General features: G+C 52.5%; 15 protein-coding genes and 1 other RNA gene. 2 read left to right on the forward strand and 14 right to left on the reverse strand.

Annotated features, from left to right (window positions below):
• Positions 1 to 234: 234 nt before the first annotated feature.
• Positions 235 to 900: a TerC family protein gene (locus NST44_RS26860; protein WP_007129437.1), complete on the reverse strand. Its 666-nt coding sequence runs from the start codon at positions 898 to 900 to the stop codon at positions 235 to 237.
• 130 nt (positions 901 to 1,030) lie between these two features.
• Between NST44_RS26860 and NST44_RS26865 the strand changes: the two genes are divergently transcribed.
• Positions 1,031 to 1,717: a TerC family protein gene (locus NST44_RS26865; RefSeq protein ID WP_007129436.1), complete on the forward strand. Its 687-nt coding sequence runs from the start codon at positions 1,031 to 1,033 to the stop codon at positions 1,715 to 1,717.
• A 203-nt stretch (positions 1,718 to 1,920) separates the two neighbouring features.
• On the opposite strand, the gene thiI is transcribed toward NST44_RS26865, so the two are convergent.
• The 6 genes from thiI to NST44_RS26895 form a co-directional block, all read right to left on the reverse strand.
• A complete protein-coding gene (gene thiI / locus NST44_RS26870; RefSeq protein ID WP_340901080.1) occupies positions 1,921 to 3,159 on the reverse strand; it encodes a tRNA uracil 4-sulfurtransferase ThiI in 1,239 nt (412 codons plus the stop codon).
• Positions 3,156 to 4,316 (reverse strand): cysteine desulfurase family protein, encoded by a 1,161-nt coding sequence (locus NST44_RS26875; protein WP_340901082.1) that lies wholly within the window; start codon positions 4,314 to 4,316, stop codon positions 3,156 to 3,158. Before NST44_RS26875 ends, thiI begins: the two co-directional genes overlap by 4 nt.
• A gap of 161 nt (positions 4,317 to 4,477) precedes the next feature.
• Positions 4,478 to 5,170: a lytic transglycosylase domain-containing protein gene (locus NST44_RS26880; RefSeq protein WP_340901083.1), complete on the reverse strand. Its 693-nt coding sequence runs from the start codon at positions 5,168 to 5,170 to the stop codon at positions 4,478 to 4,480.
• A gap of 157 nt (positions 5,171 to 5,327) precedes the next feature.
• Entirely contained in the window at positions 5,328 to 5,690 is a 363-nt protein-coding gene (locus tag NST44_RS26885; RefSeq protein WP_007129432.1) for a hypothetical protein, read from the reverse strand.
• 95 nt (positions 5,691 to 5,785) lie between these two features.
• Positions 5,786 to 6,010 carry a DUF1540 domain-containing protein gene (locus NST44_RS26890; protein WP_340901084.1) on the reverse strand — a complete coding sequence of 75 codons (225 nt, stop codon included), beginning with the start codon at positions 6,008 to 6,010 and terminating at the stop codon, positions 5,786 to 5,788.
• Between the two features lie 296 nt (positions 6,011 to 6,306).
• On the reverse strand, positions 6,307 to 6,813 hold the full coding sequence (locus NST44_RS26895) for a YpuI family protein (protein ID WP_007129430.1): 507 nt from the start codon (positions 6,811 to 6,813) through the stop codon (positions 6,307 to 6,309).
• 256 nt (positions 6,814 to 7,069) lie between these two features.
• Between NST44_RS26895 and NST44_RS26900 the strand changes: the two genes are divergently transcribed.
• Positions 7,070 to 8,995 carry a S8 family peptidase gene (locus NST44_RS26900; protein WP_340901086.1) on the forward strand — a complete coding sequence of 642 codons (1,926 nt, stop codon included), beginning with the start codon at positions 7,070 to 7,072 and terminating at the stop codon, positions 8,993 to 8,995.
• Positions 8,996 to 9,137: 142 nt separating this feature from the next.
• Here NST44_RS26900 and NST44_RS26905 read toward each other — a convergent pair whose 3' ends face one another.
• From NST44_RS26905 to NST44_RS26935, 7 genes are all read right to left on the reverse strand, one after another.
• A complete protein-coding gene (locus NST44_RS26905) occupies positions 9,138 to 9,422 on the reverse strand; it encodes a hypothetical protein (RefSeq protein WP_007129428.1) in 285 nt (94 codons plus the stop codon).
• 208 nt (positions 9,423 to 9,630) lie between these two features.
• Positions 9,631 to 10,037, reverse strand: an RNA gene (rnpB, locus tag NST44_RS26910) — RNase P RNA component class A.
• Between the two features lie 164 nt (positions 10,038 to 10,201).
• Positions 10,202 to 11,317 (reverse strand): Nif3-like dinuclear metal center hexameric protein, encoded by a 1,116-nt coding sequence (locus NST44_RS26915; protein WP_210095262.1) that lies wholly within the window; start codon positions 11,315 to 11,317, stop codon positions 10,202 to 10,204.
• Positions 11,293 to 12,054, reverse strand: a complete 762-nt coding sequence (locus tag NST44_RS26920; RefSeq protein ID WP_210095261.1) for a tRNA (adenine(22)-N(1))-methyltransferase TrmK — start codon at positions 12,052 to 12,054, stop codon at positions 11,293 to 11,295. The genes NST44_RS26915 and NST44_RS26920 overlap by 25 nt, the downstream gene beginning before the upstream one ends.
• Before the next feature lie 370 nt (positions 12,055 to 12,424).
• Complete coding sequence (gene rpoD / locus NST44_RS26925) at positions 12,425 to 13,555, reverse strand: RNA polymerase sigma factor RpoD (RefSeq protein ID WP_007129424.1); 1,131 nt, start codon at positions 13,553 to 13,555, stop codon at positions 12,425 to 12,427.
• Positions 13,556 to 13,596: 41 nt separating this feature from the next.
• Positions 13,597 to 15,414 (reverse strand): DNA primase, encoded by a 1,818-nt coding sequence (gene dnaG, locus NST44_RS26930; RefSeq protein WP_007129423.1) that lies wholly within the window; start codon positions 15,412 to 15,414, stop codon positions 13,597 to 13,599.
• A gap of 41 nt (positions 15,415 to 15,455) precedes the next feature.
• Entirely contained in the window at positions 15,456 to 15,929 is a 474-nt protein-coding gene (locus NST44_RS26935; protein WP_210095278.1) for a YaiI/YqxD family protein, read from the reverse strand.
• Positions 15,930 to 16,021: the final 92 nt, after the last annotated feature.

A 16,021-nucleotide genomic window follows, 5' to 3' on the forward strand; every position in this document is an offset into this window, starting at 1 on the left:
ATCACCCTCTCTTCAGTATGTATCATTCATTACATCAGCGTGTTTTATTAGTCGTTCGATACGTTAATTTTAGCCCAAACCGACAAAAAAAACTATATCCCGAGCTTGTTCCATTTAAATATTAACCAGATTCGCGGTTTTCAACAAAAAAATGGATGACGGTCCATTACCGGATCCATCACCCATCGTTATTCGTGCTTTCGCAAGCCGATTCAACCTTTACATCCACCAACGCTAGGCTCTATGCCTCTTGCCCATTGTCTGCATACCGCCGATCAGGATGACGGCGCCCGCAAGAAATATCGGGATCAGGTTGTGGCCGTGCGGCAGCCAGTAGGCGAGCAGCAAGCCGACACGCGCGTCCTGCGTCAGCATTTCCCCTGCGGTAAAAGCCAATATCCCTGCCCCGATATACAGCAGGAGCGGAAACTTATGAAGCATCGAAGAAATCAGGCCGCTCCCCCAAACCACGATTGGAATACTCAGTAATATGCCGATCGCGATCAATGCCAAATCGCCGTTAGCCAAACCGGCAATCGCGAGCACATTGTCCAGGCTCATCACAAAATCAGCTACCAGGATCGTATTGATTGCCGACCAGAGCGTAAGCGAAACGGATATCGAAACATCATCGTCCGTTTTAGGGGCCATCAGCTTGATAGCGATCCAAACGAGGAGCAGGGCGCCTCCAGCCTGCAGAAAGGGGATCTTCAGCAGCAATACCGCTGCCAGGGTCAGCACGCATCTCATCAGGACAGCCGCAACGGTTCCGATCCATACGGCCCGCTTGCGGTGTTTATCGGGAAGATCCTTGCTGGCCATGGCTATAACCAGTGCGTTGTCGCCGCTTAATACCAGATTGATCATTAGAATTTGTCCAAGCAGAAGCATCGTCTCCATGCATGTCACACCCCCACTCTAACACATATGAGTCAGGTGGCCAGGCTATGCTTGCACAACCGGAAAAATAGGCATATAATGAATCGGCTTTCTGTTATTGTGGAACCGTATACGAAGAGGAGTGACATTCATGGAAACCACCGCCGAATTTTTTCTGGCCCTAATCAACATCGTTTTTCTCGATCTCATTCTAGCCGGAGACAACGCCATCGTCATTGGGCTCGCGGCAAGGAATCTTCCGCCGACCACCCAGAAGAAGGCGATCATATACGGAACGGGCGGAGCCGTCGTGCTCCGGATTATAGCCACCATTCTCGTTGTCTGGCTGCTCAATATTCCTTGGCTCCTGCTGGTCGGGGGCATTCTTTTGATCGGCATTGCGTACAAGCTGCTGACCGATGATAACAGCGACCATAACGATATTAAGGCAGGAAAAAGCCTGGGCTCTGCCATACGCACCATCATCGTGGCGGATGCCGCCATGGGTCTGGACAACGTCATCGCTGTAGCGGGCGCTTCCAAGCACAATATGGTGCTGGTTACGATCGGGCTGTTGATCAGCGTACCGATCGTGGTATGGGGCAGTACCCTTTTTATTAAACTGATCAATCGTTTTCCATGGATTATTTACCTCGGCTCGGCCGTACTCGCCTACACGGCTTCGTCCATGATTACCGACGAGAAGCACTTCCATGCTTATTTTGAAGGCCATCAGATCATCAAATATCTGTTCATTGCCCTCATTATCGTTGGAGTGCTTACGGCAGGCCATCTGAAGAAAAAGTCGCAGCAACGGCAATCGTCAACGATGTCCTAGTTTTCGGTTGCAGAAGAGGCGACCTTACAGAAGTTTAAACCCACGGTGGCCAAAAACCCTCCAAAGTCAAAAAAAGCAAGCAGCCAAGGAAAGCCTTAGCCGCTTGCTTTTTTTCGAAATGTGGCGGGAGCCCGCAGCGGTCCCCATGATAACCATGCTGACGCCAACAGCTGAGCTGCTGAAACACAAAACCACCTGCAGCCCTAGAACCAGTCCTCGTTTACAACCGCCCCGTCATCATTCGAAGAACCGGCGCTGATGTTCGTGTCAGGTTTAATGATCAGCGTCTCGGTTCCGGCCACGGCCGCCTCAATTCTTGCAGCCAGATGCTCTAACGATGCCTCCACTCTCTCCACGACATGCAGGTTCGGATTGGTTGTCGGGGATTTGGGAACAAACAGCGTACAGCAGTCCTCATAAGGAAGAATGGACGTTTCATATGTGCCGATATCAATCGCCGTCCGAATAATCTCGTTCTTATCGGATGTAACAAGCGGACGCAGAATCGGCAGGTCGGTCGCCCGGCCGATGACGTTCATGCTCGCCAGCGTCTGGCTCGCTACCTGGCCCAGGCTGTCCCCGGTAACAATCGCAAGCGCCCCCTCCTTCTCTGCAAGGGTGGTCGCTATTCTCAGCATGGCCCTGCGCATGAGGGTGATGATCAGATTATCCTGCCCGATCCCGACGAAGGACGTCTGCACATCCGTAAACGGAACGAGATGGAGCTTCAGCCTGCCGGCATACCCTGATAAAATCCTGGTCAATTCCATGACTTTCTCCTTGGCGAGTTGGCTTGTGTAAGGGTAGCTGTAAAAATGAACGCACTGAATTTCAAGCCCTCGGCGCATCGCCTCCCAACCGGCCACCGGACTGTCGATTCCGCCGGACAAGAGCAGCATCGCTTTGCCGTTCGTTCCGAGCGGAAATCCGCCGACACCCGGGATCACCTCATAGAACAGATAGGTTCTTTCTTGCCGAATCTCAATCCGTAGCTCGATCTCCGGATTCTTGACCTGAACCTTCAACTGAGGGTAGGCCCGCAGCAGCGGGGAGCCGACCAGATGATTCATCTCCTGGGAGGAGTGGGGGAATGGCTTCCACACCCGTCTGGCGGTCACTTTAAAGGTTGTCTCCTTCGTCAATACCTTCTGCCCTACAAATTCAACAGCGGTCTTGATAATGCTGTCCAGCTCGGAGGGGCATACTCGGACGGGGCTGATCGATACGAGGCCGAATACCTTCTTAAGCGCTCCGGCAAGCGCCTCTGGGGACTCCCCGTTCAGTTCCACGTACAACCTGCCGTATTCCTTTATGATGTTCGCCTTGGGAAACGGCCGCAGCACGCTCTTGATATGGTTATGCACCGATCTCTCGAACCGGCTGCGGTTTTTTCCTTTTAACGTAAATTCGCCGAAGCGAAGCAGCAGCATATCGTATGTCATTCTCGTTGTCCCTCTCTTTCCATAATCGGGCGCAGCTTGCCGCACACCACGCGGAGCGCCTGCGCCAAAGAAGCCGCATCCTCAGGCTGATGCTCCTTGCCGAGGCTGATGCGGATACCCGAGGATGCATGGGCCGCATCCTTGCCCATGGCGAGCAGCACCCGGCTCGGCTCGCTTAATTTGGAGGAGCATGCCGACTTGGTCGACACGAGCATCCCGAGCTCTTCCAAGGCATGCACCATTACTTCCGGCTTCAATCCCGGACAGGAGAAATGAACGATATGCGGCGCGCTCCGTTCGCTGCTGTTCAGCTCCAGTCCCGGGATTTGGCGAATTTCGCGAAGCAGGATATCCCTGATTTCGGTCAAGCGGGCATGCAATTCAGGCTGGCCCTCCTGTGCAAGTCGCATCGCCTTGGACATCGCGACGGCACCGGCAACATTTTCGGTACCGGCCCGGTGGCCGCTTTCTTGCGATCCGCCCGACAGAATCGGAAACAGCTGTACACCCTGTTTTACGTACAGCAGGCCCATTCCTCTTGGACCGTTGAATTTATGTGCGGACAAGCTGTACAGGTCAGCCTGCCATGCGGACAGCTCAACCGGGAGCTTTCCGAAGCCTTGAACGCCGTCCACATGCAGCATTGTTCGCGGATTCCGCTCCTTCACGATCCGGCCGATATCGGCAAGCGGGGAGATGGCTCCCATTTCGTTGTTGACATGCATGATGCTTACAAGCACCGTATCTTTCCGTATGGCTGCCGCCAGCGCAGCCAGATCGACAATGCCCTCCGCATCCACCGGCAGATAGGTAACCTCCCAGCCCAGAGATTCGAGCTGCTTGCAGCATTCGTATACGGAGGGATGCTCGGTTCCGGTCGTAATGATATGCTGTCCTCTGCTGCGATACTTCATCGCTGCACCCTTAATCGCCATATTGTTGCTTTCCGTTGCCCCCGAAGTCAGGACGATCTCACCGGGCTGCACCTGCAGCGCGGCCGCACACACCTCTCTTGCGCGCTTCAGAAGCTTCCCGGCGGCCTCGCCTGAGCGATGAAGGGCTGACGGGTTCGCGTAATGCATCTTCATAATCTCGGACATCGTATCCACCACCTGCTCCAATGGAGGCGTCGTAGCGGCGTGATCCCAATATATCAAGGTCATATCCCCTTTCCATACCCACTAACGGCAATTCATTGTAACCCAGACTTTTATATTTACACAAAAAGATCAAACGGTAAAGCCGCCGTCCATGAATCGGACATCCTTAAGCTTACCGTTTGATCCTCAAGCGAGCGAGCGTGATGATTCCATCTTCGTTACGCCATATACTTCGTGCGTGCATTCATTACTTTGCCGATGTAGGCCTGGGTCTCTTTCGGGAGGACATGAAGCATGGACATGAGCTCCTCGTCGCTCGAAACGCCAAGCCCCGCAATTCGGGTTGGACCCGCATTGTAGGCGGCCAGCACCATCGCCAGCTCCCCGCCGAAACGCTGAAGCAGATTGGCCAAATACTTCGTGCCGCCCTCAATATTTTGCGCCGGGTCGAACGGATTGCTTACACCAAGGCCCCGTGCGGTACCGTCCATAAGCTGCATCAATCCTTTGGCGCCGGCCGATGAAACCGCATCGGGATTGAAGGAGGACTCCGCGTCAATCACGGCTTTGATCAATGAGACCGGTACACCATAGCGTTCCCCTGCCGCGGCGATTAAATCCTCAAAGCTTGTCTTGACGGTAGATCCCGTATCCTCGATTGAATAATCCTGAGTCCCAATATCCGCGTACTTTTCGCTGACAGGCCCGAGCTGCTGCCACAGCAAACCGTCCTCCCAAGTCACGCCGGGCGGCAGCGCGCTTATCGTTCGGCCTTGCGGCACGGTTGTCGGCTCCTCCGTCAACAGCTGGCTCAGCACATCGCTAAACCCTGACACGGCCTCCCCCGAGCCGGTGTGCATCCGCTGCACATTGGTCGCGCTCTGCGACCAGAGAATCGGATCAATTTGCATGGTTCTAACTCACTTTCCTCCGTAAAATTCAATGTTCTGGTCCTATTCTACCATGGCTTTGGAACAATCTGCTAGGCCTATTCGACAAAAAAAGACGAATCCCCTTGTTTCCCGGATGGATTCGCCCAGTGTTGCTCCTGTTTAAGCGGCCTAAGATTTATCTGGCGAACGGAATCAGAATAAAATAACTGATCGTTGCCAGAATGCCAAGACCGATCGACCATGCGCCGGTCGTTCTGCTTCCTTTATTGTAAGCGTAGTAACCGACTACAGCCGCAATCGGCCCCAAAATAACAGACCACATGAACAAGGAAAGGATGCCGATCCCGAGCCCGACATATCCGGCGGTCCGGCCGGCAGTCGCCTCCCTGCCGGCATCATCGGTGCGCTTGACGGTAACGTCGCTTGGAGGGGCAACCTCAGCCGCATATTCCTCCCGGTGATCCTTGCGCGGAAAATCTACGCGGCTTCGTTTTCCATTGACCACTTTCATCTTGTTTCGTCCCTGTTTCTTATCCAAAGCATACACCTCCTGATTGAATAATCTTAAAGAGCGGACAGCTGCCAAATTTTAAGGATGAGACCATAGATCATTCCTGCAGTAGTCCCGAAGCATTATGCCCGAGGCTTGAAGGTCAAGCAGCAGGTTTCGGAGGATTTGTTCGCAACATCCTGGTGGTCATTCGTATACGCCTCTGCCCCGTATTCCTCATTCAGCTTCATGTGAGCATGGCGGTCAATTTCGATCATGATCATTTCGGCTTTGCACACGTTTTGTTCTCCCCAATAATGACAATTGCTTACACTGCATTTCACTAATGGTTTGGCTTCGTTGGCCATTTAGCATCACCTCGTCAACATTTTTTCCTGAGTTCAGCGGCGGTATGCACCGTTACGACTGTCAGTTGGTGTCAGGACGAAGGAGCCTCGGTTTTCGTCAAGGTATTCATTTCATCGCGAATTTACCCGCGGACGAAGTCCAAAATTACGAAGCAAGATCAGCTTCAATGCTTGATCTGAAGGGTCAAAAAAGAGCCGTCCCCCGCTGTAGAAAAACTACATAGGGGCAGCTCTTTGTCAGGTTAAGGATGCTTCATCAACCAAGGAATGGCGTTCAGGCTTGCAGCATCTTATGTTTAGGCGTGGCTCTTCTCGGAATGCATCCGGCGCTCCGTCAAATAATCACTCTCGTAATAAGCCAGATCGTCACGGAGCTCTTCGTAGATCTTCGTAATGTTCATAATAACGTCGCGTGCCGGGCGCACCGGCTTCTTCCGGAAACGAATCGCGTCCTGACCGGTGTAGGCATAACGGCCGTCTTCGGAGTAGCTTTCGTTGACCGGATAAAAAAAGCTGTTTACGCAGCGGTGGTACACATTATACAAAGCCTTCTCGGCAAAATCGGCATCAAAATTAGGGCGACGCTGCACAACGCCAAGCTTCTCATACGAAACTTCTGAAAATACGAGCAGATGACGAACATCGGACAGAAATCCCTTATAAAAATGTACGGTCTCTTCATCGCGTTCCTCGACCAGCTGCGGTAAAGCATACTCGTTCAAAAACGCTTCCATAATCGAAATAGCAGATTTCAACTTGTCTCTGGACTCCGAACATAATTTCTGAAGATTGTCTGCTGGCATTACGATAGATCCCCCTTAATGGTGTGACCGCCAGGCTAATAACCTTGGACGCTAACGGTCGTACTAATATGTACTATCCTAACACAAATTTGGAGAGAGCGAAATCCCTTCTGAATGCACTTACAAGGATATTTATGGTGCGCCCCTTTGCGCAAGTTCTTCCACTTTTCACAAGCCCCTCATCGCGAATAAAATAGGTGCCCATTTCCCACGCTAACCATATCAAATCCGTCTTAGGCGGTGAGGAGGAATACATGTGAAATCACGTCAACTGTGGACTTGGATCGCTGCAGGGTCGGTTCTGGGAGTGCTTCTGGTGCTCCTGTTCATTCCAGGCTCCAAGGAGCCCGGCCAGACCGCACAGCCCCCACAGCCGCTGAAGCCTCAGGTCGAGCATAAAGCGAAGCATATGACCCTGCTCAGCGATATCGAATCAACCGACCGATTGAACCGGGTTGATGCGAAGGGGCATTTGCGGGCGATGCTGAACAACGATAAACTGCGCAACGCCGGGCAAGTGAAATCCTATGCCCTCAAGGAGCAAAAATCCCATCAACATTTCGAGCAGGTTAGATGGTATCAGCTCCGGAACAACCAAAGCACGGAAATTAACGGAAAGCTGCCGCCTATGAGTAAAAAGGATAAAGCTTTGATCGCCCACCATTTCCAGATGGCGCTGCAGAAGCTAAAGCAGGGTAAGCCTTACGATTCCCCGAAATTCTACGCGGCCGGGAAGCCTTACTTCGTTGTGGCCGAGCCCTCCAAGGACGGCAAGCATGGCGCCGCAGCCCTGGTGAATCAAGCGGTGCTGCATGAGGTGTCCAACCACCAAAAGCGAAATCTTCGCATGATTCCCTATCCGAAGGAGGGGAAATTCAAGGTCGAATCGATTCACGCGGATACGTTATCGGACATTACCGTCAAGACTGGGCATGACAACGAAAAGGCCAGCCATTATTACGAGAACGAAATCGTGGTGTCGTTTAAGTCTGAACCGACAAAGGAGGACCTCAGCCTCATCGAGCGTGATATCTCTGCCGAATCCTCCCGCAAACTTGGCTATGCCTATGTATTTCGTTCCAAACAGATGGACTACAACAGACTCCGTAGCTATTTCGAAAGACGGTGGAGCATTAACTACACCGAGCCCCACTATATTTATTTAACCAATGACCGGCAGGCTAAATCCGGCGCAGCCTCGGAGTCCATGCCCGAAGGTCCCGACGGTCAGGTTAACATCCCGAATGATCTGCTCTTCTCTGAGTATCAATGGAATCTGCCGGTCATCGAGACGAACCGCGGCTGGGATATATCCAAAGGGAGCGAGGATGTGATCATCGCGGTGATCGACACCGGCGTAGATCTGGCCCATACCGATCTGGACGGACAGCTGGTCGAAGGCTACAACATCGTGGACAAGGAGGCGAAGCCTCAGGACGATGTCGGTCACGGAACGCATGTAGCCGGTATTATCGCCGCACTTGTCAACAACGGCGAGGGCGTTGCCGGCGTCAGCTGGTACAATAAGATCATGCCGGTCAAAGCACTTGACGGCACAGGTTCAGGTACAACCTATGCCGTCGCCGAAGGCATTATATGGGCAACCGACCACGGGGCCAAGGTCATTAATATGAGCCTCGGCAATTATGCCGATTCGCAATTTCTGCACGATGCTGTAAAATACGCCTATGATCGTGACGTTGTGCTTGTAGCCGCCTCCGGCAACGACAATACCGAGCGTCCAGGCTACCCGGCCGCTTATCCGGAGGTGCTGGCCGTTGCTGCCATCGATGCAGACCAAAAGCGTGCCGAATATTCGAACTACGGCGATTACATCGACGTATCGGCTCCCGGCACGAATATCGCCAGCACCTTTCCGGGCAATCAGTACGCCGCGCTCTCGGGAACTTCGATGGCCAGTCCGCATGCGGCTGCCATGGCGGGCCTAATCCGTTCCCTGAACCCCGAGCTGACCAACCAGGAGGTCATGGACCTCATGATCAACCATGCCGTTGATCTGGGGGATAAAGGAAAGGACAAATATTACGGTCATGGCCAGATCGATATTTTCCAATCGCTAAAGGCAGTCGGCAATTCCGAGGTCCCGCTCCAAATGTGGCCGAGCCAGGCGCTCCGCCATCTCGAAGACGAGCTTCGGAAGCTCGGCGGAACGAAGAAATAAGCTGTCTGCACCTGATATAAAGGACCCGCAGGGGTTGGTCGAAGCGTCTGTTAGCGGCCATTCCTTGCGGGTCAATTTCTTATATACGGCAGGTGAACTGCTCAGTCAGTAGTTAGACAGCTCTCCAAGGCGCGGGATGAGGTTATCTCTTGCGGCGAGAGCGGGCGCGTTCGGAGCGCTTCTTGGACGACTTGCCGGAAACGGCAACGTTTCTGACACCGGCACCGCCGCCGTAAACGCCGTCCTCAACTTCCTGCGAATACGTATAAATATGCTTCTCGACAGGGCAGCAATGAATTTTGTCCACCACTTTAATCGGATGGATGACAGGGACAATTTGCGGAACATAATGATCTCTTACGATGACGATCGGGTCGCATACGATTGGCGAAACTTCAGGACATGGTCCATGGTGATGACATGACATAATTTTTCGCATCTCCTTTCCGTTGATGATTATAGCTTATTAACAGAAGGACATTATGGTATGGACGACTGTCCTTTACAGGCAAATGTTATCGAAAAAAATATCCCGAACATGAAAAAACGCGCATGCTCTCTGCGTCCCGAAGGGAAGCGAAAGATTATGCGCGTTTATACGGTTGGTTTACATATGAAAATAACGGTTGTTCAGTTTGGAAAGTTTTCCGTAAGCCGGGTTCTGTGCTCTTCGTGGTCATCTCGGGAACTACCCTGCCACTATAAGCGACAATCATCTATCTAGGCCGATTATTACTAAACGGCTCAAGCGACCAACCCAGACGCGCCTCGGGCAAAGGCTGTCTCCTCAAGGGAGACTCGCGTCCCATTAGGTCTTGCTCCAGGTGGGGTTTACCAGGAACGAAGTCACCAGCGTTCCTCGGGGTCTCTTACACCTCGGTTCCACCCTTGCCTGTGCTGTGAATCCACAGCCATCGGCGGTCCATTTCTGTGGCACTATCCTTCAGCTCGCGCTGACTGGACGTTATCCAGCACCCTGCCCTATGGAGCCCGGACTTTCCTCTCGCGGCTTTTCGCCGCCAGCGATTGTCTGTCAAACTTTCCGGACAACATTACATATTATATCTTGATTTATGTCCATGCACAACCCTTAAAACATTAGCAGTCGATGATGAAATTACCAGAGCAGCCGTCATGATCATGCCTAAATATCAGCCGCCCGCCTTGTGCCATCTCCTACCTTGATAACGGCCGATAAACCTAAGCTTACATAAATTGAAACGGCTCCGTGTTGACCGACGAAGCGACGACCTTGGTATCATACTTGTTCTCCTGCAGCTTCTGCTGCATCCATTCGGCGACCTTGCCCTTCATGATTTTCTCGGCATTATGTCCTGGATCAATTAGGGTTAGGCCGGCGGCAAGCGCGTCCTGTGCCGTATGGTAATCAATGTCCCCCGTTACGAGCACATCGGCGCCCCGGAACAACGCCTGGGGATAGAAGCGCCCCCCGGAGCCTCCGATGACCGCCGCCTTGCGGAGCGTCCGGTTCAGATCGCCCACGACCCGGACGTTCGGAACGTCCAGCTTCTCCTTGACGACTTCAGCCATCTCCGCCAGCGTCAGCGGCTCCTTCAGCTTGCCGACCCGTCCGAGTCCCAGCGACCGTCCCTTAAGATCCATGGAATACAGATCGTAGGCAACTTCCTCGTACGGATGGGCCTTAAGCATCGCCTGGATGACTTTGTTCCGGATCGTATGCGGCACGATCGTCTCGATCCGCACTTCCTCGGCCCGTTCCATCTTGCCGGCTTTGCCTTGATACGGGTTGCTTCCTTCTCTCGGGATAAACGTACCGAATCCTTCAATGTTAAAGCTACAATGGCTGTAGTTTCCGATCCAGCCCGCACCGGCGTCCAGCACGGCGTTCAGCACTTCCTCGTGATGGCTCTTCGGCACGAATACTACCAGCTTGGACAGCTGCTCATTATGCAGATCATGAATCGGCGAAGTATTCTCGATTCCGAGCGCTTCGGCCATCCAGTCGTTCATCCCACCTTCGGTTACGTCAAGATTCGTATGGCTGACGTAGACGGCAATATCATGCTTGATCAGCTTCTCGTACACCTTGCCCATCGGCGTGTCGGTCTGAAGCTGCTTCAGCGGCCGGTAGATAATGGCGTGATGGGCAATAATCAAATCGGCTCCAAGGCGAATCGCCTCGTCAACCACTTCATCATTGACATCCAGCGCAACCAGCACTGTACGGATTTCCTTCTGAAGGGTACCGAGCTGAAGTCCGATCCGGTCCTCCGGCTCAGCCACATGCTTCGGAGCAAGCTGCTCCATATATTGTATTACGGTTTGTCCTTTGGCAAGCATGCCAGCACCTCCTCGATAAACTCGATATCCGCCCGAATCTCCGCCGCCTTGCCTTTAGCCGTATCCTGATCCGAGCGCGACAGCGACTTCAGAATTTGATTCATCTTCCCGATCTCCGATTTCCATTTATCATGGAACACGGTGCCTGCATCCCGGATTAACCACGGCCCCATGCGCAGCAGCCATTCGGCGGATAGGGATACCTTTCCGGCAATGGCCCGCTGCGAGTATATTTCCTCATTCGTCACGGGGCCCCCTGGTCGCTCGGGCTCGGCCACAAGCACCTCATAAATCTTTCCGTCTTCCTCCAGAATAAACTCGTCGATCAGCACCCACTCATGGGCAAGCAGCCATTTGCGCAAAATATCCTCACCGACGTTCGGCTGCAATACGAGCCGGCGCACCCCTTCAAGCTTGCCGATGCCCCGATCCAGAATCGCAGCGATTAGACTCCCGCCCATGCCTGCAATCGTAATGACATCCGCTTCGCCTGCGGACAGAACTTCAAGACCGTCTCCTCTCCGGACCTGAATGCAGTCCTCCATCCCGGATTCCTTCACCTGCTTTGCGGCAGCCTCGAACGGGCCCTGATTCACTTCGCCTGCAATCGCTTGGACGGCTGCGCCGCATTCTACGGCTGCAACCGGCAGCAGCGCATGGTCAGACCCTATATCGGCCAGCCGGCTGCCTTGGGGGATTTGGTCCAGGATTAGCTGTAACCTTTTTGATAATTTCACGATGACACTCCTACATCCATTATAGTTGCATGCGACACTACATTTTAACGTAACAGACCGCATGATAAACTGCAAATCCACTCTGGATATTGGGACCATCCATTCATTCCATCGCCATTTGGAAGTGATGCTATTCTCAGGTTTAGGGCTCGTCCATCATTTGCATTGATCTTGGAAAAGAGATAAAATAAAGACCGATACAACAAATACAGGCAGAAATTCCAGAACCAAGGAAAACAAGCCTTCCGGCGGCAGACCGCATTGCGATGGAACTCTAATATCCAATTGCCCAGAGCTTGTAAGCAGCGTACCTTCATCTCAGAAAAAAAAGACCTTGCTGCCGGAAAATGCAGAAGGTCCCTTGATCACTCTATTCGAGAAAATCCTTCAGCCGCTTGCTGCGGCTCGGATGACGAAGCTTCCGAAGCGCCTTGGCCTCAATCTGCCGGATCCGTTCACGCGTAACGCCGAACACTTTGCCTACTTCTTCAAGCGTTCTTGTGCGCCCGTCGTCAAGGCCGAACCGGAGACGAAGCACGTTCTCTTCCCGCTCCGTCAGCGTATCGAGCACGTCTTCAAGCTGTTCCTTAAGAAGCTCGTATGCTGCGGCATCAGCTGGAGCGAGAGCCTCCTGATCCTCGATAAAATCGCCGAGATGGGAATCGTCCTCTTCGCCGATCGGCGTTTCCAAGGACACCGGTTCCTGGGCGATCTTCATAATTTCCCGAACCTTCTCCACGCTAAGCTCCATCTCTGCCGCGATTTCTTCCGGCGATGGCTCGCGACCCAGCTCCTGCAGCAGCTGTCTGGATACACGGATCAGCTTATTGATCGTCTCAACCATATGCACCGGAATCCGGATCGTACGGGCTTGGTCGGCAATCGCGCGCGTAATGGCCTGCCGGATCCACCATGTGGCATACGTACTGAATTTAAAGCCTTTTTTGTAATCGAACTTCTCCACCGCTTTAATAAGGCCCATATTGCCTTCCTGGATCAGATCCAAGAACAGCATGCCGCGACCGACATACCGCTTCGCGATGCTGACAACCAGCCGCAGATTCGCCTCGGCCAGACGGCGCTTGGCCTCCTCATCCCCTTGCTCGATCCGGTTCGCAAGCTCAATCTCGTCGTCCGCGGACAAGAGCGGTACACGTCCGATTTCTTTCAAATACATTCTCACCGGATCGTTGATTTTGATGCCCGGCGGCAGCGACAAATCGTCATCGAAGCCGAAATCCTCATTGTCATGGGATTCGTGATCTTCCGATGCCCGGTGGCTGACCTCATCGTCGCTTTCGTTCACCACATCGATGCCGAGGTCGGCAAGCTGCTCGTAGAACTCCTCCATCTGCTCCGTATCCTGATCGAATGGCGACAGTTTCTCCATAATATCTTTATAGCTTAATACGGATCTCTTTTTACCCTGCTCAATCAATTGATCTTTGACTTGATCCAGCGTAAATTCCGTTTCTAGTTCAGTATGCTGATCATTCGCCATTTTTCGACTCCCTCCTCCCTAGAAGCAGCAATGTGCGGACATCATTGTCTTTCTAGGGCGATAATCTCACTTGCAATTTGTGCGGCCCGCAAAAAATCTCCCGAGCGCTCTGCTTTCATCATTTCTTCCTTCTTCTGCTCGATCTCTCGCTGCTGCGGATATTTCAGTACCTCCCGGATGCAGTCGTCAAGCACTTGAACATTCCACTCCGCGGGTGCCTCCATCATCATAATGGAGCTGACGGTCTTTTCCAGACGATCATCATGGAGAGATGACATGAAACGGCTAATATCCGGAGATTTGCCTTGTGCATAATAAGCATATAGATAAACAGCTATCGCCGCATGATCTTCGATATTAAACGCTTCTCCCAGCCGTTCGCCTACGTATCGCGCGGCTTCCGCATCCTGCAGCATCAGCGACAGCAGCCGCCGTTCAGCCGCATGATAGGCAGGCAGCAGCGCCGGGGCGGGCTGACGCCCGTTAATATGCCTACCATTATTCCACCTTTTTTCCTTATTATCCCCATCGCCCCTCTTTTTTTGCATGGACTGCCTGAGCAAATTGCAATCCTGCTTAAGGCTCTCGTAGGAAAGGTTCAGCTCCGAGGATAATTCCCTCAAATATACTTCCCGCTCGGTTGAGGAATGAAGTGCGGCGATAATCGGCAGCGCTTCTTTCGTATACGCGATCTTGCCATCTTCTTCTAGCAGTATATGGTTTTTCTTCAGATATATAAGTTTAAATTTTGTGGTTGAAACAGCTGTTTCCACTACATGCCTGAATCGCTCGGCACCGAATTTGCGGATGTATTCATCCGGATCCAGGCCTTCGCTGACAAGCGCAATCTTCACCCGAAGTCCGGCGCCCTCCAGCATCGGGATGACCTTCATCGCGGCTGCCATACCGGCCCTGTCGCCGTCATAGATGACAACAACCTCTTCGGCCATGGATTTCATAATCGCTACTTGATTTTCCGTAAGGGACGTGCCCATCGTTGCCACGCCGTTCTGAAGTCCAGCCTCCCAAGACGAGATCACATCACCGTAACCTTCGAATAATAGGATCTGACGCAATTTGCGTATGGATGTCTTCGCCTGGTGCAGGTTGTACAACGTACGGCTTTTGTTAAACAAAAGAGTTTCCGGGGAATTCAAGTACTTCGGCTGACCATCCCCGAGGATCCTTCCGGCGAACGCAATCACTTTGCCGCTGCGGTCATGGATCGGAAACATGATACGTCCCCGAAACCGGTCGAGATAGCCTTCCTGTTCATGTCTTGCGGACAACAAACCGCCCTTCTCCATCTCTTTCAGGTCAAATGACCGCTTGGTAAGAAATTGAACCAGCGTATCCCAGCGATCCGGCGCATAGCCGATCTGAAACTGATCGATCATCTTGTCGCTCATGCCGCGGGACCGTAAGTACTTCATCGCCTCGGTGCCATGCTCCGTATTCTTCAGCAGAAAATGATACAGCTTGGCGCTCAGCTCATAAGCTTCAAGTAAACGTTCTTTCTCCGGATTGCGAGGAATTACGGGAACCCCTTGACCTTCCGGTAACGAGATATCGTTCTCTTCGGCCATGGTTCTTACGGCTTCGGGGAAGGAAAATCCTTCGATTTCCATTCTGAATTTAATGGCGTTACCGCCCTTGCCGCAGCCATAGCAGTAGAAGATTTGGCGTTCCGGTGTAACCGTAAAGGATGGGGTCTTTTCCGAATGAAAAGGGCACAGGCCCTTTAAATACTTCCCCTGTTTCGTAAGATGCACGTATTTGCTGACCGTATCCACGATATCGCTTTTGGCCAGCACCGCCTCAATGACATCATCCGGAATATTGCCTTGTCCGGTACTCATCCAAACCACCTTCATCTCATTTGGCACGTAAATAGTATTCGCTACGGGTGGACATTCTCCTGCAATTCAAGCAAAAGTTTTGTCAGTTTATGTTGAAAAAAAACCCGGTCTTCGTCAAGCAGCTTTTTCGGTCCTTTGCCGTACTTCCCCTGCCTTCTTGCTTTGGCTTGATGGTGGCGCGAATCCAGCATGAAATCGATATCGGAATTGCGGAATATCCGGCCGCGGAACGAGATGACATAGCAGGATTTCGCTAACGCCAGCGCAGCCAAACCATAGTCCTGGGTGACCACGATATCCCCTTTCGATATATGGTTCGCAATATAGAGATCAGCGCTTTGGTCGCTCCGGTCCACTTGAATCGTCACGACGCCTTCCTCGGCCTGCTGCATATGATCATAGGAAGAAACGAGCAGCACCGGCACATGGAATGTACGGGCAGTTTCTGCGATTTCCTTCTTGACGGGACAGGCGTCGCCGTCAACCACGATCCGGCAGGAGGAACCTTCAATCATTGATATCACCGGCTTTTCCTGTACTCTTGGAACCATCCTGTGCTGTTTACTATTATATACGTCTTGAACCGATTAAAATCCTGCTTCCCAAA

The sequence above is a fragment of the Paenibacillus sp. FSL W8-0919 genome (assembly GCF_038003785.1).
Lineage (GTDB): Bacteria > Bacillota > Bacilli > Paenibacillales > Paenibacillaceae > Paenibacillus_AQ > Paenibacillus_AQ lactis.